This is a genomic window from Desulfitobacterium elongatum (assembly GCF_055378975.1).
In genome coordinates, this window is sequence record NZ_AP038772.1 from 1401514 (window position 1) to 1418946 (window position 17433).

The window sequence follows — 17433 nt, forward strand, 5'->3', positions numbered from 1 at the left end:
AATTATGAGGTGAAGGTGTTATGACGTCTTTTTATGAATATACCAACAGTTCCATAGATCATAAAATCAATAAGTCTGCCCGCCTGATCACACAAAAATTGACCAGGAATTTCCGGGAGAATGGAATTGAGGTCACAACGGAGCAATGGAAAATTCTTCTTTATCTGTATCGAGAGGATGGGCAGACTCAGGTCAGCTTGGCCGAAGCCACGGGGAAAGATGAACCCGGTATTTCCCGCATCATCGATGTAATGGAAAAACACGATCTGGTTCGTAGAATCAGTCATCCCGATGATCGCCGCACCAACCTGATTTATCTGACGGAAAACAGCAAAAATATGGGGGAAGTGCTTATGGCCATGGGACAAAAAACAAATAAGGAAGTCACTCAGGACATTGCCTTGGGAGAAATTGAGACTTGTATCCGCGTTTTAGATAAAGTCATTAAAAATCTTTCCTAAACTAAACTTTAGTATAAAAGCTGCATTATCGGTCTAAAAACTAATAGTGCAGCTTTTTGTTTTTGGATCGCTAGTCCTATAGCAGTCCTTTAAGGTTTTTAAGAAAGTTCTTACCTTCAGTAAAAATCAAGATTCTAAAGGAATTATAAAGAGAAGAATATAACTCGGGGCTGTCCAGTTTAATATCCAGGATTTCCTCGATTTTTTTAATGCGGTAATCCATGGAATTGCGATGGATATTGAATACCTGTGCTGCTTCGGCCAGGTTGTTGCCGCAGGAAAGATAAACGTAGAGGCTTTCCGTAAAATCGGTTTTATTTTTGCGGTCATAATCAATGAGATTGAATAAGTAAGAGCTGCAAAAGTTTTTCAGGTTATTTTGCTCGGAAGCGACGTCCAGGAGATGAAATGAAGCATAATCTTCATACCAAAAAATATTTTTCTCCAACTCTAAACGGATTCCCAGCTCAATGGCTTTCGAGGCTTGAAGCGAGTAAGCCCGCAATTCTGCTAAAGCATGAAAACTGCGGCTTAAGCCGCCATCCATTTGATTTTCATCAAGGAAGGCATAAAGGCTTCCTAAATCCGACTTGGCTAAAGGTTTATGTTTGCGGCGGCCGATCAGGGTGACAATATCATTACCATAGATTATGGAGCGGCTGTCGCTGATCATGGATTCCAACAGATCCCGGATGTAGGGGAGGGAGATGTTTTTTGAAGCTTCTGGCCTGAGGCGCGCTGTTAAGACATACAGCAATTCCTTTAAATTCAGATCAAGAACTTTAGCCCGCTCCTCGATCACGTTAGGATTGACGATCTTGCCCTCCAGCAAATCGGTCAAAAAAAATTCATGCATGACACCCTTCGAAACTTTAAGGAAACTGCCTCTTTGGATTTCAAAAGCTGCGGTCTTGCATAAAAGATTAAGGAATTCCTGATCAATTACATCGAACTGTTTACAATACTCCACTATGGATATCATTCCAACTGCTTTGCCGCCGACAACAATTTTGCAGGCCATCCAGCGATAAGGAGTGTTGCTGAATTCCGTAATGGCGGAAGTATCACTGGAATATACCTGTTCAAACCCCCCGCTGTTTTTGACAAATTTAGTACACTCATAAGATCCATATCCTTTTTCGACCATATCACGCCATAAAGGGTCATTCTCCACAATATCGTTGCTTTTGGCTAAAACCTTGTAGCTTATATCTATAATATGCAAGGGGTTGCCAATGAATTCCCGGACGACATCAAGGATGTGCTGAAGCCCCTTGCCGGAAAGGAGAGCATCAAAGAGCAAAGTTGTCCCGTAATTTAATCTGCGCCGTGAAACCAGGAAGTTGTCGATATGATCGTACAGAGTTTTAAGATCAAGAGGTCCGGAGACGATGATAATATTGTTCAGAGAGCTTTCCAGGTACTGGGGGGGGACAGGGCTGTCTGAGAGGCACACGATATTTACCGGAGAGGTCGGAGGAGCAAATGTGCAAAGATCGGAAGCTTTTGTAATATATAATAAATCCGTTTTAAACCCGCTTTGCTGGGGATGAAGCAATACCACGTCCGTTAGTTGCCGCTCGGCTACCGCTAGATGTATTTCCGGGTTATAGGGCGTCAACACTTTCGAAGCTACCATCCTGATGTTTGTATCCATATAGTAGTTACCCTCCTTGGCTAACATTTCCTGACGACAAACTTATCCGAAAAAGGACGCAAGCACCGCGAGGCAAATCATGCCCCAAGGTGTGTTATTATTTTAAGCCTGTTTCGAAGCTGCTTTGATTTTGCTGAAGCAGCGCCACATCTGTTATCTGATGCCTGTTTGCCGCTAGATGTAACTCCGAGTTGAAGGGTTTGAGTACTTCCGAAGCCACTGTTTCAATACTTGTATCCATGTAAATACCCTCCGTATCAACATTATTACCTTGACCCAGGTGAGGGCCATAAGGGAAATAAGAGATACATAATTATTATATCACAAATGTTTTTATAAATTGAATTAGTTTCATAACTCGAAATCCTTGATATTGTTATCTTTTTTGCACAACTAAAAAAGGAGTACCTCCCCAACATCTCGAAAGTGTAGTCCTCCAAAACCAAACACCGAGAGGTGGAAAGGAGTACTCCCCGATGTTAAATATTTGCCAAGAACGTCTATTTTCCTTGGAGGAAATTTTAGAAACTTCTCCAAGAGATCTTATCCTCTCATTCTTGATCCTTTGGACATTAACCCTTTACTGGAAGTCGTTTCGAAAAAGGCTTTATTTGGAGCCCCAACTCAACTGAATTATCCTGCTATGATCTATTCTTTGATCATTCGTGTGATTGAAAGAATCCCTACAATTAAGGACTTACATAAACGCCTGAAGAACAGTCTCGAGGTCCGATTTGACTGTGGATTTACTCTTTCGGACTCCATTCCTAGCGAAGCATCCTATTGTCGAATGATCAAAAAGATTCCAAGACTCTACTGCTATAGCGGAATCTCAAAACGATTTGGTGCATCAGGCATTTGACGAAGGATTTATCGATGCGAATGTGTTACAATAGATGCCACCCATATTGAAGCGAGAGATCGAAAACCCGAAAAAGAAAGAAGAGATTCCATCTGAGCAAACTCCCAAAAAAACGGGGACGAAAACCGAAGGCAGAGCGAGAGAAATGGATCCAAGAACAACAGGAACTCGAAGAATATCGCCCGATCTTTGACAAGAAGATTGAAGCTCAAATAATAAACGCGATTTTTACGAAATAAAGGACTACTTCATTATGAGCCTATTTCTAGACCCAAAAGCATCTTACATTGGATCAGTCAAAATCTATGACCCAAACCTGACTTCAAATCAACCTATTTAACTTTGATTCAAAAAAGAAATGGGAAAGAGATAACTCAAATACCAAAAATCATATATTGACAAAGGATATTATTAAGTAAGGATATTTTTCATCTTAAGAGTGTGAAACTATAGTGAAAAGAATTATAAAGGAGGATTTAGTTATGGATATACTACAATTACGTTATTTCATTACAGTGGCTGCATGCGGTTCAATTCAAGATGCTGCTGATAGCTTATATGTCAGTAGGCAAGCAGTAAGTCGGGCAATCCTCTCATTGGAGCGTGAACTTAATGTAAATCTTTTTGTAAGAACCCATAACGGTATTCAACTTACAAATACTGGAGATAAATATGTTGGTCATGCAAGGAAATTAATAGAACAGTATGATGAATTGCATAAAATGATGTGTACGAATGAGAAAATCGTTGATATTGCTATTTGCATTCCAATAAATTTATATACATTCTTTCTTGAAGGAATTAATGAGTTTAAGGAAAAGTATCCTGTTGTTAATCTCAAAATTATACATTGTACTTGTGCGGAAGCACATGTATATCTATTAAATCAAAAAGTAGATGTGATAATTGCTTGGACACCGGATAAAAGCGCTTTAAATCAAAGCGATATCTTAATTGAAAGTCTAGCCTTTTTTATGGTTAACGAAAATAACAAAGTGGCGAATAAAGAGATGTTAGTAGAAGCCGATATTCTCGATTCTCCTATTATATTTTATACGGATGGATTTGATATAGATTATTATAAAGAGCTTTTCCCCGATTGGAAAAGAGGAGATTATTTTGTGTCTGACATTATGACAGTTTATGACTTGGTGGACCAAGACAAAGGGATATACCGACTCCCCATGGTTTCTATTTCATTAGCAAAAAAAGGCTACAAGTTCATAAAATATGCTGATCCTCATTCAGGGATTTGTTTTTATTATAAAACTGCTGATAATTTTAAAATGAATCTACTAAAATCAAAGTATTGTGATTTACTTAAAGAATTTTTAAAGAAAAAAATGTAAGTACTGCGCCCCAAAAGTTAGAGGAAATCTAGTTTTAGGTTTTTTGTAAGAATGAAAACCATACGCTAGGCGTATGGTTCCGTAAAGCTTTTAGTATTGAATTAAAAAAATCCCCTCTCAGTGATAGAATAAATCTAGATTCACCAACCAAATTTCTCTGATTAGGAGGGCCTTTTATGTCAAAACTAAAAAGTCGATATGGAAATAGAAAGTTCTGGTGCAAAGGGATGTAGATACGGTGGGTAGAAATAAGAAAGTAATTGAAGAAAATATATCGAAATCAATAAATAAAAGAGAATCCATTTCTGGTAAGGTTAAAACACTGATGAAATAACCAACAGTAATAAGGATTCTTATAATGGCTACTTTAGCTCAATTAACCCTAGATTTCAATTATCAGATTAAATTATCAAATGACGGAGGTTGGCTTTCCTCTGATATAGGTGAATTCATCTTTAGAGAATTCGATGAAAAACTTGTTTTTTTAAGACCAAAGCTAAACGTCTTAGCTTGAAGGTAAACGTCAAATTGCGACCACATTTAATAGGGAATAACATTATGAGATAATCTCCTCAAGAAAAAAATGGAGGAGATTTTTTGTGGCAAAAACTGATTTACAAATAGAATGGGAGAGTCGGATCGCTGCTTTTAGAGCCAGTGGACAAACCCAATTGAAATGGTGTAAAGCGAATGAATTAAGCTTACATAAATTAAGATATTGGTTAAAAAAAGCTAGAACATAAGAGTTCAGGATCTTCAAGTAATCACTCAACAAAATGGATTCCAGTTTCATTAGAAGAAAAGATTTTCCTCAAGAATCGAGTGAAACGCTTCAGATTAAGATTGATAATTATAATCACATGCGTGTAAATCAAAAATTGGCAGGCATGAGTCCGGTTCAATATTGTATCCATACCAGCAAAAAAGCAGCTTAAAATAAAACTCTTACTATTGGGGTCGCCTCTGAGCAACAATAGATTGCGCCAAGGGACTACTTTAATTGCTTTTGTTATAATTTGTCGAACTATATAATGAGACTGAGTTATGATAAAACTTCAAAAGGAGTGACTTCACATGAATGAGGAGATAAAGGTAGTTAGTCGACGCACATTTTTGAAAGGAGCAGTAGGTGTTGCAGGTGTTACGGCAGCATTAGGATTGAGTGGATGTACATCAGTTAAAACAGAATCCACCGGGACAACTAAAAAGGCTTTTAAAGCAGATGAGGTAATGAGTTGCGATATCGTTATTATCGGTGCTGGAGCATCTGGTTTGGCTGCCGCTGTTGAAGCAGGTGAGGCAGGAGCTAATGTCGTATGCATTGAAGGACAAGGCAACGCAGGTGGTGGCGCAAGGGGAGTTGAAGGATGCTTTGCTGTAGGGTCAAGAATGCAGAAAGAACAAGGTATTAAAATATCATCTTTGGGAAAGCTGATTCGCGAAGAGCTTAAGACTGGTCAGTTCCGTAGTTCTGGCGAAGGTTATATTGACCTTATTAACAATTCTGGGAAAAATCTAGACTGGCTGCTTGATCATGGTGTTATATTCGGCGAGATCGGATCTGGCGACAGAGCAAATCCGCACCAAAACCAAGTGTTCCACTTTTATAAGAGTGGTGCAGGTGCGCAAGACTATGTTGTTCCAATGCTAGCTGCCGCCCAAAAGGCAGGAGCGCGGTTCATGTTTAAAACAAAGGGTGAATCGTTGATTATGGATGAGGCTGGTGCTGCAAAAGGTGTCTATGCTTCAACTAGTGATGGCAAGACCATTCAGATTAACGCTTCTTCAGTAATTGTAGCTACTGGTGGTTTTGCTGAGAATTTGGAGTATGTTGCAGAGAACGGTATCAATACAGAATATTATCATTATGAAGGGTTCCCAGGAAGTGATGGTAGCGGAAATCGCATGGTTGTAGAGGCTGGCGGAACGAACAATCGACAGAATGCCGCCTATTTGAATGTCCTGAGTATTAAGGGACTTCCAGGTTATTTCGACAACGGAAAATTCTCTTTCTGGATTGGCGTTGCAGCCCCTTACGCCATCTGGGTCAACGAGAAAGGTCGGCGATTCGTAAATGAAGACTTCGCAGGAGATAACCCAATGAGCATGGCCGTACCTGTAAGGTCTAACAAGAAAACATTCATTGTAATGGATCAAGCAATGATGGATAGGTTCACTGGTGGGAACGCTGATGCAATAAAACAACTACAGGATGGTTTGAAGTCAGGTGAAATCGTTTCTGGTAATTCTATTGATGAACTGGCTAAAGCTATGAACGTTGATCCGTCTAATTTAAATGAAACCTTTGAACGTTATAACGCATTTTGCAATCAGCAAGATGACGCTGATTTTGGTAAGGATCCTTCTGTACTTGTTTCTCTCAAACCGGGTCCGCTCTATGGGCTACATGTAGAATATAGTGTTACCACAGCTATCGGATCAATCAAGACTGACAATAATTTCAATGCAATAGACAAAAAAGGAAATCCTATTAAAGGTTTGTATGTAGTCGGGGTAGAGGGTGCTATGCTTTGGGCAAACTTGTACACCTTCAAAGTCGCTGGTACTTGCAATGGCAACAATATAAACTCTGGACGTACTGCTGCTAAGAACGCATTAGCTCTGATGACTCACAAAAAATGAATCAGGTCGTCATTTAGCAAAAGTTGAAAAATATTCTTTATTGTTAAACGTAAATGGTCCACATGGGTCAATAACCCAGGAAAGTTGTAAAAAAAGGAACTTTCTTGGCAACAGGTGATTTTTCTCGCACCCCTGATTTGATGGCTAAATATAGTCCATGGGCTTGAGAACAGTATAAAAACTAATAGATACAGAGAAAGTGAATTATGCCCATCACTTAGCATTTAATGGATTAATGCCAGGTGATGGGCATAAAATGGGACTCTGGGTTGGTGCCGCTGGCAGAAAAACGTATCCTACGAACGGTACAACAAGCTTTTTATTATGACCCAATTCCCGGGCTTTATGCCGCAGGCTTGGATTGCTCCGGCCTTCATGGCGATACCTATGACTTTAACATTTCGGCTACTTCCCAAAGTTATGCCATATACTCAGGCAGATTTAGCCCCAAGAACTCAGCCCAATAGATAACTCAAGCCTAATACTTCGCTCACCCCGGAACTTTAGAATACAAGTTAAGAGATAAAGCAAATCACCGTTAATAGGAAAAGGAGCTTAGCAATGAAAAGAACTAAATTTGTACTTGTTTTAACCTTATTACTAGTTATGGTTATTGCCGCAGGATGCGGCTCTACAAAACCGGCCTCGGCCGAGAAGCCGTCTGAAAATACCGCCAAAGCAACAGCCACCTATAAAGACGGTACCTATGAAGGTACCAGTGACGCAGGAAAACATCCGGGCTTGAAAGTATCCGTGATTGTGAAAGATGGGAAAATCACAACCGTTAAGGTAACTAAACACGAAGAAACGGAAGGGATTGGCACTCTGGCTATTGAAAAACTTCCCTCATTGATTGTTGAGTCCCAATCGGCTGAAGTCGATTCAGTATCTGGAGCAACTCTAACTTCAGGCGCCATCAAGGAAGCGGTAACGAAGGCTTTGGCACAAGCCAAATAATAGGGATATAACGCCATCTGATTTTGTTGGAGAAGAATGATTTAAGAAAGAGCATCGCTTTGGCCGTGCTCTTTCTCATTAACTTGCGAAGGTGAAACCGCAATGCCATCTTTTCACGAATATACCGGTGGTTCCTTTGGGCATAAAGTCAATAAATCTGCCCGTCTGATCACCCGGAAGCTAGCCCGGAATTTCCGGGATAATGGCATATAAGTTACCACAGAACAGTGGAAAATCCTCCTTTACCTTTACTGGGAGGACGGGCAAACCCAGAGCAGCCTGGCGGAAGCCACCGGGAAAGATAAGCCCAGTGTTTCACGGATTATTGATACGATGGAAAAACAGAACCTGGTGCTGCGGAGCCCTCATCCCTATGACCGCCGTACTAACCTGCTATGATCTATTCTTTGATCATTCGTGTTATTGAAAGAATCCCTACAATTAAGGACTTGCACAAACGCCTGAAGAACAGTCAATTCCTAAGCCTTCTTTTTCTTTATTATGTATCGCATTTTAATAGGATTTCATTACTTTTGATAGTAAGTTCTAACCCTGACCTACCACGAAACTTTCGAATGTATCCATTTGCTGCTAGTTTATCTACTCGTGTTCGGATTTGGCGTTCGGATTGATTAAAACCCTCGATATAAGATAGTTCAGATAATTTCTTTCTTCCGATGGGGTCTTGATGCTTATTAAACCTGTAGATCGTGTCGAGCAAAAATTGTTCGATACGATCCAATCGGAATTCACTTTCTTGCTTTTGGCAGAGGTCTTCCGGTAAATGATAAGGCATTATGATTTCTTCATCACAAATAGCTAATATGTATTCAACTGTATTTTCAAGCTCGCGAATATTTCCCTCCCATTTATAATTCAGAAGAATTTTTTCTGCTTCAGGTGAAAGCGAATGATTAGTCCCACCCTTTTTGTGGAGGAAGTGAGCAAAAAGTACAAGTATATCTTCTTTCCGTTCGCGTAAAGGAGAGAGGTTCATATAAAGTTTTTTCAATCGATAATATAAATCTTTACGGAAAACAGAACGATTGACCATATCAAGGAGATCCACATTGGTTGCAGCTATCACTCGAACATCAACATGAACTATAGTATTCCCACCAACTTTTAAGATTTCTTTCTCTTGAAGAACTCTAAGGAGGCGAAGTTGAATTTTCGGAGGAATATCACCAATTTCATCGAGAAAGATTGTCCCACCATTGGCTATTTCAAATAAGCCAATTTTTCCACCTTTTTTAGCTCCAGTAAATGCTCCTTCAACGTAACCAAAAAGTTCACTTTCGATCAACTCCTCGGGTAGTGCAGAACAGTTAATTGCTATAAAGGGACCTTTATAGCGTGGTGAGGAGTTGTGGATTGCACTGGCAAAGAGTTCCTTACCTGTACCACTTTCGCCAAGAATTAGGAGATTATAATCGCTTTGGGCTAATTTTTTGCTTTTTTCAATAGCTGACTTCATTAACATGGATTTATGAATGATATCGCTAAAAAAATATTTTGCATAGTGCCCTTGTTTTTTGAGTTCCTTGCGTAAGCGATTTTCGATATTGATGCGTTCCCGAGCGTTTTTCAGGATGCAAAGATAGGATCTCGTTGTCTCAACAAAAGCCTTAGAAAAAAGATATTCAGATTGAAAAATCGTAAATAGTTCGTTAGTGGTTGATTCGTTAAGAAAAAAGTTTTTCATTTCTAAAGAGATCGTGGGAGAACTATGAAGACTCGCCCCTGGTTGAATATTCAAGATTCCTTTGGCACTTGAATTGATGAGTGTGACATTTCCGTTTTTATCATAAGAGAGTAGCCCATCATCAACATTGTTTATGACCTTATAAAGGAATTCATTGATGTTGCTTAGTTGCCAACCCTGAGAAATAATTTGCTTCACGTATTTGGCAGAAACAAGATCGGACCGTTCATCAAGTAAGTTTAGAATTTGCAAGAGTTCAACAACGCTTGTAAAAGCTAATATTCTTGGTCCGATGTCAATAATAGGGGCGACACCTTCCGGACAAAGATGTCGCTGTCCGGGTGTAATAATATAGTCATAATCAAAGTTTTGGAGTCGAGAATCAGGAGCGTAGGGAGTATATGTAAATTTGTCAAACCCTGTTTCTTTTAACAGTCCGATAATTTCAGAAGCCGTCAAATGACTGTCATTAACCACTAATATCTTACTTCCGTGAGCAAGAGGGAAGAGCTTTTCTAAATTGTAATAGTTTAAAGTCCTTTTTGCAAAGAGGATTGTGCAAGATTGCTTGTCGATATAGCCTGACGCTTCCACAAGAAGTGTGGGCGTAGATAATAAAACGATAGAATCGTAAATCGTCTGGTTAATTCCTTCTTGTAAAGCATAGCTACTAAAATTAATATGTTCACCTAATAATTCCTCAAGTTGTTGACCGAGAGCTATCCGTGTTTGATTGTGAACAGTCAGAAGTACAAAGTTTGCGATAATACCACCCCCTTTAAGTGATAATTATAGCAAAACCTTACGATATAAGCCTAGAAAAAGTTCAGAATTCTAACGACAATTTTGGAACAACCTTTGGATCCATTAATAAACAAAAATATTTAAAAATTAACCTGCACAAGAAATCTCCTTTTATTGCATGAAAACAACCTAAGTTTATCAGGTGTTCGATTGGGTATATAGTAAAAAAATTCAATTGCTTTAAAGATAGAATTGGCACGATACTTGTAGTTCAATGGTTTTAGGAATTGTTTTATGGAGACAACAAAAAAGGAAAGAAAGGAGATAAGGGTGTTTAGTTTTGTCTTGTAAATTAACCTTAGAGATTTAATTGGCATAATACTTGCAATATTTGACTTCTAGGAATTGATTATGGAGACAACAAAAAAGTAAAGAAAGGAAGGTGTGAAGATTAAGTTGTCTGTAAACTATAATGAATTTTCTCGGAGGTGAAACCATTGGTCAATCAAGAAAGATTATGGGACAGGCTTATGACCTTGGCTCAAATTGGGAAGCAGGAAGGTGGAGGAACAAAAAGGCTTCCCTATACTAAAGAGGATAAGGAGGCAAGGGGGTTAGTCGCTCGTTTTATGACCGAGGCAGGCCTTGTTGTCTCAGAAGACGCAGTAGGCAATCTAATCGGTAGAAAGGAAGGTAAGAATCCGAATGCCCCTGCGGTTTGGACTGGATCACATATCGATACGGTCTGGCTAGGTGGCGATTTTGATGGGGCCTTGGGGGTTCTAGGAGCAATTGAGGCCTTGCAGGTAATGCATGATAATGAGATTGTAACTGAAGCGCCTATTGAGGTTATTGCTTTTAATAATGAAGAATGTACAAGATGGAACAATGCCATGATCGGAAGTCGTGGAATGGTAGGAAGATTCTTGGAAATCGACTTAGATCAAATCGATCGAGACGGAATTACGATGCGAGTAGTCATGAAGCAAGCCGGGTATGAACCGGACGCTTTTAAGCAAGCAATAAGGTCAAAAGAAAAAGTTAAAGCCTTTGTAGAATTACATATTGAGCAAGGTAAGGTTCTGGAAACAGAAGGTCTCTCTATTGGAATTGTAAAAGGAATTTATAGTCAATTAGGGGATAAGTTTATTGTCGAAGGTGAAGCTGGGCATGCCGGGGCAACGCCAATGAACTTAAGGAAAGACCCGCTGATGGCGGCTTCAGAAATCATGTTAGAAATTGAAAATCAAGCTAGAAAGGCTCGATGTGTGGGTACTATTGGGCACATTCAGGCTTTTCCGGGTGGAACAAATATCATTCCGGGGAGAGTTGAGTTTTCAGTGGATCTGCGTAACTATGATGATCAAAGCAGGGACGAAGTAGAAGAGAACATCATAGAAAGGGCATTGAGGATCGCTGAAAAGCGTGGAGTAAAATTCACCGTAGAGAAATCATATAAAAATGGTGGCGCTCTTTGTGATTCCTCTATACAGGAAATAATGAAGGGTGCCTGTGGAAAATTAGGCTTAAAAGTCTTTGATTTAATGAGTGGAGCTGGTCACGATGCGATGCATGTAGCCACGCTATGTCCGATTGGGATGATTTTCGTGCGCTCAAAAGACGGATTGAGTCATAACCCACTCGAATACAGTAGTCCTGAAGATTGCAGAGATGCGGCCAACATACTTTATTATACTCTCTTGGAGTTGGCGGAGTAGGGATGTAAAGGTAATACCTTCCTAAAGATGCAAAGTTCTCTAGAATCAAGAAGTAGTGTTATAGTAATTTTGAAAATAGACTATTTATTAAATGTGGTCTAAAGCCGTTTAAGATTTTTGTTTTAAACGGTTTTTTATATGTCTCTCCAAAATTTGATCTGAGGCTAGTTGTGTGTAAGGAAAATGGACAATATTGGACGTTATTAGGACACCCCGATAAAGTCCATTTAGGTGCATTTTCGTCGGAAATAGTTGTTGCTTAATAGAAATGACATTAAATAATTAACATGAGAGCTAGATGATAATTACAATTTCAAGTAAATCTTTAGAATATTCACCATAGTGGCGCGATTATTGCAATAAGTCAAATATATGTTAGATCTAACGTATTTTATTAATTACTTAAAGAATGGGGGGGATACGATAAGAAAAAGTATTTCACAAGGATGAGGATTATTTAAGCCGCTCCCTTCACGTTCATACTTCAAGGTGTAAATGACAAAAAAATAATGGTTATAAATAAATCTGTTAAAAATGAAAGGTTAGGAAAAAAAGAAAAAAGAAGAGTATTTTATTAGGCAAATGGGCGAAAACATTGATGCACTATGAACTTAGACCCAACTTGCATAGGATTAACAGGCTTTGTTATCCCGGAGTAAGAGAGTATGCAGGTGGACCTACGGCTATGCACTTTTCACAGGAGCTTAGCAAGGTTCTAAATCCGAAGGATTTTGTATTGATTTTATGCGGATTTGTTTTGCGCAACCAAATTTTAAAGAAAAAGCATCCAACGATTAAGGCATCGAAATCATGATTACTACTAATTCATATTTTTGCATAAGAACTTAATCTGAATGGAGGTAAGAGTGTGGCTATTGAAATAATCAAGACAAAAAAATGGAGAAACTTTTCTTTAACAACCCAAATTGTTATTGGAACTGTTGCTGGTGTTGTATTTGGTGCATTGATCGGCCCATGGGCATCGAATCTTAAATTCATTGGCGATGTCTGGATTCGAATGCTCCAAATGTCCATGGTACCGCTTGTTATGTCTGCCGTTGCAATGGCCGTTGGCGGTACAGAGGCTCGAAGCGTAGGAAAGATGGGTTTCTTAGCTATCAGATGGATATTAACCTTTACACTTATATCCTGCGCAATAGGCTACGGGCTTGGCATAATATTTCAGCCAGGAGTAGGTGTAACAATCGTCGACCCTGCCAAAATTACTGAGATACCTAAAGCATCCTCATTTCAGGATACTGTACTAAGCTTCTTTTCCACTAATATTATTGGCTCTATGGCAAGTGGTTCAATGGTTGCCTGTATGGTATTTTCAATTCTCTTTGGCCTCGGTATGAATGCGTATACAAGTCATACCGGTGATACTTTAATGGTTAATGGTGTCAAAGCACTAAACGCATGTATTTTAAATATTATTAAAATTGTTATGAAGCTAGCTCCTATTGGTGTTTTTTGCCTCCTTGCAAATGCTGCAGGAACAATTGGGTTCAGTATAATCATCCCAATGGTGAAATTCTATGGCGCTATGTTGGTAGGAGTTATCATTCAATATCTAATATATTTCCCGTGGGCAGCAATGCTGTGTAAGGTAAACCCTTTTAAACTGCCAAAAAAATTCGCGAAAATGACTATGGTTGCGCTAACCACAACTTCCTCAGCAATTACTTTGCCAACAGAGATGGAAGATGCTGTTACAAAGTTTGGTATTAGCCGCAAAGTGGTAGATTTCGTCGGCCCAATTGGAATGTCAATGAACAGTACCGGAGCGGCACAATGTTATGTATTGGTCATCATGTTTTTGTCCCAAGCTACCGGTATTGCTCTTACCCCAATGCAAATCGGTTTGGCAATTCTACTCTCTGTTTTGATGTCAACTGGTAATGTTGGTATTCCTGGCGCTACCGTTGTAACCTATACATTCTTAGCTACATCGATGGGGCTTCCTTTAGACGGTATAGCGCTACTGCTTGGAATAGACTGGTTTGTCGGTCAATTACGGACCATGCTTAACGTCGATGTAGATGTCCTAATCGCAATGCTTGTCGCAAACAAGACCGGAGAACTTGACCGAGACGTATACAATGGTAATAAAGTCGTGGAATACGTGCAATAGTTATTACTCTTTCAAATTCTTACCTATGCACCTTTATCAGAAAAAGACGAATAAGTTCCGCTGCAAAACTTATAGCCTAATAGCAAGTAAACTTGTTATTGATGAAATTCCCAGGGGGGTAATACCTCCCTGGGTCAATATTTATTTTGGGGGTACCAAAAATGATTAATCAGAGAAGATTATGGAAGCGGATTATGGCAGTTGGTGAAATCGGTAAAGAAAAATCCGGAGGAGTTACCAGAGTCGCATTTACTAGTGAAGATAGAGAAGTAAAGGACTTGGTTTCTGGATATATGAAAGAGGCAGGATTAAACGTATACGAGGACTCTGTTGGGAACTTAATCGGGCGAAAGGAAGGACGAAACCCGGATGCTCCTGCCATAATAACGGGATCACACTTAGATACAGTGCGTCAAGGAGGAAACTTTGATGGGGTACTCGGAGTATTAGGCGGAATCGAAGTATTACAAGTAATGAAAGATAATAATATTGAGATCGTTCATCCTATTGAAGTTATTGCTTTTACAGGTGAGGATGCTGGGAGATTTAGCGGAATGCTAGGGAGTCGTGGTTTTACAGGAGCATTGAAAGAGGAGGACCTGCAGGAGACGGATGTACAAGGGGTTACGATGGAAGAGGCAATGAGGCAGGCCGGGTACCCACCCGAAGCTATCACTCAGGCGGTTAGACCCAAAGGAACTGTCAAAGCGTTTGTGGAATTGCACATTGAACAAGGGAGAGTACTTGAAGATAGAGGAATTTCGGTTGGATGTCTAACCAATATTTATAGCCAATTAAAAGATTAGTTCTTCTTTATAGGTGAACCTGGTCATGGCGGGAATACCCCGATGAAACTACGTAAAGAGGCACTGATGGCAGCGGCTGAGGTTATGTTAGCCATTGAAGAGCTAGCAAGAAGAGAAAGCGATGTAGCTGTTGCCACAATCAATGGTGTACACATCCCCCCTGGCGGTGGAATCCCATCAAAAGTAGAATTCAAAGTAGATATGCGTGCTTCTAGTGATTCAATCAGAGATAATTTTGAAAAAAGTGTACTCGAAAGTGCTAATAAGATCTGTGAGATTCGCGGTGTAAAGCTTATCGTTAATAACTATGCGAAAAGTCAGGGGGCTTCGTGTGATAGATCTATCCAGGAGATAATTATTAATGCTTGCATTAAAGCAAGACAAGAGCCTTTTTTCATGTCGATTGGATCTGGACACGATGCTATGAGAATTGCCGACCTTTGTCCTATTGGAATGATTATAGTCCGTTCTAAAGATGGATTGAGCCACGATCCGGGCGAATATTGCAGTCCAGAAGACTGTAGAGATGGAACCAATGTGCTTTTCTATACAATAATGCAATTAGCGGAAGCATTTTAGGCTCAGCTTAGTATGAGGGCTAGACGATTAAGTTCGGCTAGCCCTTTCTGTTTAATTTTGATGGACACTTATGGACGTGATTCGGGTGTCCATTAAAATGTTAGTTAAACTACAACTCTAACACTTTGTCGAAATTGATTAGTAAAAACAAGATATTTGGCAGGCAAAATATCTTGAATTATTGAATTCGTAGATAGTCTTGAGAAAAGACTTTATGGCATCATAATTGCATGAGTAAATTATTATAAGGTTCGAAAAACTGGCAGTAATCTAAAAAGGGGGAGGTTTTGAATTTGCGGAAAGAGTCCAACACTGCTAGTTAAAGGACTAAGCTTCAATCAACGATGATGCAAGAGGATATGATATTCATTTTGAAAGAGTTCATGAAAAAAACTTAAAGGAGTTTGTTAAGAATGAGTTCTATACAAAAGCAGGCGGATCCAAATCAAAACATAAACGTGAAAAAGAGTTTCAAATGGGGTGCTCGTCACAATGTTTTAACATTTATCTGGTTGGGATGGTTTTTATCGTTTTTAGATCGTATGGTTATAACGCTCTCATTGCCATTTATAGGAAAGGATTTTAATATTGATGCGGCGGCCCAAGGAGTGATTCTTAGTGCCTTCTTTGGTGGATATGCATTATTTCACATACCCGGTGGAATGCTTGCAGACAAATTTGGATTTAGGCGAATTTTAAGCATAGGAATTTTGTGGTGGTCGGCCTTTACCACATTAACTGGAATGGTTTTTTCGTATCCACTCATGCTGATGGCACGTTTTGCATTCGGGCTGGGTGAAGCGGTTTTTCCAGGAAGTTCGTATAAAACACTAACAACCTATTTCCCTAGAAAAGAACGGGGCACAGCAATTGGAATACAATCGACTGCGAATAGCGTTGGCAATATTTTTGCTTCAATTATAGCTGCAGCAATCATAGCAGCAGCCGGTTGGAGAACAGTTTTTCTCTTTCTTGGAATACCCGGAGTTTTACTAGGGGTGTATTACTGGATAAAATTTAAGGATAACCCTGCAGATCATCCTCAAATGACGCCCGAAGATTTTGCAGAACTCCAAGCAGATCGTGAAGAAGAAAAACAAACACTTGCTAAGAATAATAGTGTTAGTTTCAAAGATATCCTAAAGACCCCAATACTTTGGCAAATGATTGCCATTTGGTTTTTGGCTGATATTGCCATCTGGGGTTTTTCCTCCTGGATGCCTTCTTATCTTATGAAAGTAAGAGGCCTTTCCGTAATGAAGACCGGGATTTATGGATCACTTCCCTATCTGTTTGGTGCAATCGGTATCTTGCTTGGGGGACGGGCTGCAGACCGTTATAGAAATAAGGTCAAGTGGTTATTTGTTGGGGCAGCTGCGCTGGGAGGGGTATTTATTTATCTCCTGTTTATAGCACCAAGCACTGAGATGACAATATTATATCAATGTTTTGCTAATGGACTTATGTGTTTTGCGCAAGGAGCTTTCTGGACAATGGTCAGTGATAGTTTCCCAACCAGTTTAATGGGTTCAGGTTCCGCAGCTGTTAACTTTGGTGGACAAATCGCTGGGTTAATAGCACCGAGCGCTATGGGCTTCATGATTCAGGCAAGTGGAGGCTCATACAATGCGGCCTTTATGCTCCTTGTAGTATCGCTTGTCGCCGCCGCAGTCCTTGCTTTAACCATAAAAGAAAGACCTCTAAGTCAGGAATAATGTGTGGCTTCAAATAAAAGCTAAATACTACTTCCCCACCTTGTCTCTCAATTTCCCACTTAAGATAATATAACAGGAATGTTAAATATATTGGCAGGAATAA

13 protein-coding genes and 3 pseudogenes are annotated in these 17433 nt (G+C 39.6%); 13 read left to right on the forward strand and 3 right to left on the reverse strand.

The genetic code is table 11. The annotated features are described in order from the left end of the window. The first annotated feature begins 20 nt into the window (after window positions 1-20). On the forward strand, window positions 21-461 hold the full coding sequence (locus ACZ42W_RS06495) for a MarR family winged helix-turn-helix transcriptional regulator (protein ID WP_464169320.1): 441 nt from the start codon (window positions 21-23) through the stop codon (window positions 459-461). A gap of 76 nt (window positions 462-537) precedes the next feature. Here the strand turns inward: ACZ42W_RS06495 and ACZ42W_RS06500 are convergent, their stop codons facing one another. Together ACZ42W_RS06500 and ACZ42W_RS06505 are read right to left on the reverse strand one after the other, a co-directional pair. Next, on the reverse strand, window positions 538-2145 hold the full coding sequence (locus ACZ42W_RS06500; RefSeq protein WP_464169321.1) for a PucR family transcriptional regulator: 1608 nt from the start codon (window positions 2143-2145) through the stop codon (window positions 538-540). A gap of 70 nt (window positions 2146-2215) precedes the next feature. Beyond that, complete coding sequence (locus ACZ42W_RS06505; RefSeq protein ID WP_464169322.1) at window positions 2216-2359, reverse strand: hypothetical protein; 144 nt, start codon at window positions 2357-2359, stop codon at window positions 2216-2218. A gap of 235 nt (window positions 2360-2594) precedes the next feature. Between ACZ42W_RS06505 and ACZ42W_RS06510 the strand changes: the two are divergent. The 7 genes and pseudogenes from ACZ42W_RS06510 to ACZ42W_RS06540 all read left to right on the forward strand — a co-directional run. Further along, a pseudogene (locus ACZ42W_RS06510) lies at window positions 2595-3195 on the forward strand (transposase); the annotation flags it as partial. 267 nt (window positions 3196-3462) lie between these two features. Next, on the forward strand, window positions 3463-4329 hold the full coding sequence (locus ACZ42W_RS06515; RefSeq protein WP_464169323.1) for a LysR family transcriptional regulator: 867 nt from the start codon (window positions 3463-3465) through the stop codon (window positions 4327-4329). A 179-nt stretch (window positions 4330-4508) separates the two neighbouring features. Continuing rightward, window positions 4509-4621 (forward strand): annotated as a pseudogene (locus ACZ42W_RS06520) (IS200/IS605 family transposase); the annotation flags it as partial. 307 nt (window positions 4622-4928) lie between these two features. Then, window positions 4929-5072, forward strand: coding sequence for an IS66 family insertion sequence element accessory protein TnpA (tnpA, locus tag ACZ42W_RS06525; protein WP_464169324.1), 144 nt, complete (start codon window positions 4929-4931; stop codon window positions 5070-5072). A gap of 331 nt (window positions 5073-5403) precedes the next feature. Beyond that, window positions 5404-6972, forward strand: a complete 1569-nt coding sequence (locus tag ACZ42W_RS06530) for an FAD-dependent oxidoreductase (protein ID WP_464169325.1) — start codon at window positions 5404-5406, stop codon at window positions 6970-6972. Between the two features lie 561 nt (window positions 6973-7533). Beyond that, window positions 7534-7929: an FMN-binding protein gene (locus ACZ42W_RS06535; RefSeq protein WP_464169326.1), complete on the forward strand. Its 396-nt coding sequence runs from the start codon at window positions 7534-7536 to the stop codon at window positions 7927-7929. Window positions 7930-8031: 102 nt separating this feature from the next. After that, window positions 8032-8325 (forward strand): annotated as a pseudogene (locus tag ACZ42W_RS06540) (MarR family winged helix-turn-helix transcriptional regulator); the annotation flags it as partial. Window positions 8326-8428: 103 nt separating this feature from the next. Here ACZ42W_RS06540 and ACZ42W_RS06545 read toward each other — a convergent pair. Further along, the gene (locus ACZ42W_RS06545) at window positions 8429-10111 is read right to left on the reverse strand and encodes a sigma 54-interacting transcriptional regulator (protein ID WP_464169327.1); all 1683 of its coding nucleotides are present in this window, start codon (window positions 10109-10111) and stop codon (window positions 8429-8431) included. Window positions 10112-10875: 764 nt separating this feature from the next. On the opposite strand from ACZ42W_RS06545, the gene ACZ42W_RS06550 reads away from it, so the two are divergent. The 5 genes from ACZ42W_RS06550 (at window position 10876) to ACZ42W_RS06570 (ending at window position 17330) form a co-directional block, all read left to right on the forward strand. Next, window positions 10876-12096, forward strand: coding sequence for a hydantoinase/carbamoylase family amidase (locus tag ACZ42W_RS06550; RefSeq protein WP_464169328.1), 1221 nt, complete (start codon window positions 10876-10878; stop codon window positions 12094-12096). Window positions 12097-12964: 868 nt separating this feature from the next. Further along, a complete protein-coding gene (locus ACZ42W_RS06555; protein WP_464169329.1) occupies window positions 12965-14230 on the forward strand; it encodes a dicarboxylate/amino acid:cation symporter in 1266 nt (421 codons plus the stop codon). A 161-nt stretch (window positions 14231-14391) separates the two neighbouring features. Then, window positions 14392-15036 (forward strand): hydantoinase/carbamoylase family amidase, encoded by a 645-nt coding sequence (locus ACZ42W_RS06560; RefSeq protein ID WP_464169331.1) that lies wholly within the window; start codon window positions 14392-14394, stop codon window positions 15034-15036. Window positions 15037-15078: 42 nt separating this feature from the next. Next, the gene (locus ACZ42W_RS06565; protein ID WP_464169333.1) at window positions 15079-15615 is read left to right on the forward strand and encodes a M20/M25/M40 family metallo-hydrolase; all 537 of its coding nucleotides are present in this window, start codon (window positions 15079-15081) and stop codon (window positions 15613-15615) included. 413 nt (window positions 15616-16028) lie between these two features. Further along, window positions 16029-17330: an MFS transporter gene (locus ACZ42W_RS06570; RefSeq protein ID WP_464169335.1), complete on the forward strand. Its 1302-nt coding sequence runs from the start codon at window positions 16029-16031 to the stop codon at window positions 17328-17330. Window positions 17331-17433 lie beyond the last annotated feature (103 nt).

Excerpts from the sequence above, each read along its gene's own strand:
- ACZ42W_RS06530 (WP_464169325.1), top strand. The coding sequence starts at position 5,404 with ATGAATGAGGAGATAAAGGTAGTTAGTCGACGCACATTTTTGAAAGGA.
- ACZ42W_RS06495 (WP_464169320.1), top strand. The coding sequence starts at position 21 with ATGACGTCTTTTTATGAATATACCAACAGTTCCATAGATCATAAAATC.
- ACZ42W_RS06505 (WP_464169322.1), bottom strand. The coding sequence starts at position 2,359 with ATGGATACAAGTATTGAAACAGTGGCTTCGGAAGTACTCAAACCCTTC.
- ACZ42W_RS06535 (WP_464169326.1), top strand. The coding sequence starts at position 7,534 with ATGAAAAGAACTAAATTTGTACTTGTTTTAACCTTATTACTAGTTATG.
- ACZ42W_RS06565 (WP_464169333.1), top strand. The coding sequence starts at position 15,079 with ATGAAACTACGTAAAGAGGCACTGATGGCAGCGGCTGAGGTTATGTTA.
- ACZ42W_RS06515 (WP_464169323.1), top strand. The coding sequence starts at position 3,463 with ATGGATATACTACAATTACGTTATTTCATTACAGTGGCTGCATGCGGT.
- ACZ42W_RS06500 (WP_464169321.1), bottom strand. The coding sequence starts at position 2,145 with ATGTTAGCCAAGGAGGGTAACTACTATATGGATACAAACATCAGGATG.
- ACZ42W_RS06570 (WP_464169335.1), top strand. The coding sequence starts at position 16,029 with ATGAGTTCTATACAAAAGCAGGCGGATCCAAATCAAAACATAAACGTG.
- ACZ42W_RS06560 (WP_464169331.1), top strand. The coding sequence starts at position 14,392 with ATGATTAATCAGAGAAGATTATGGAAGCGGATTATGGCAGTTGGTGAA.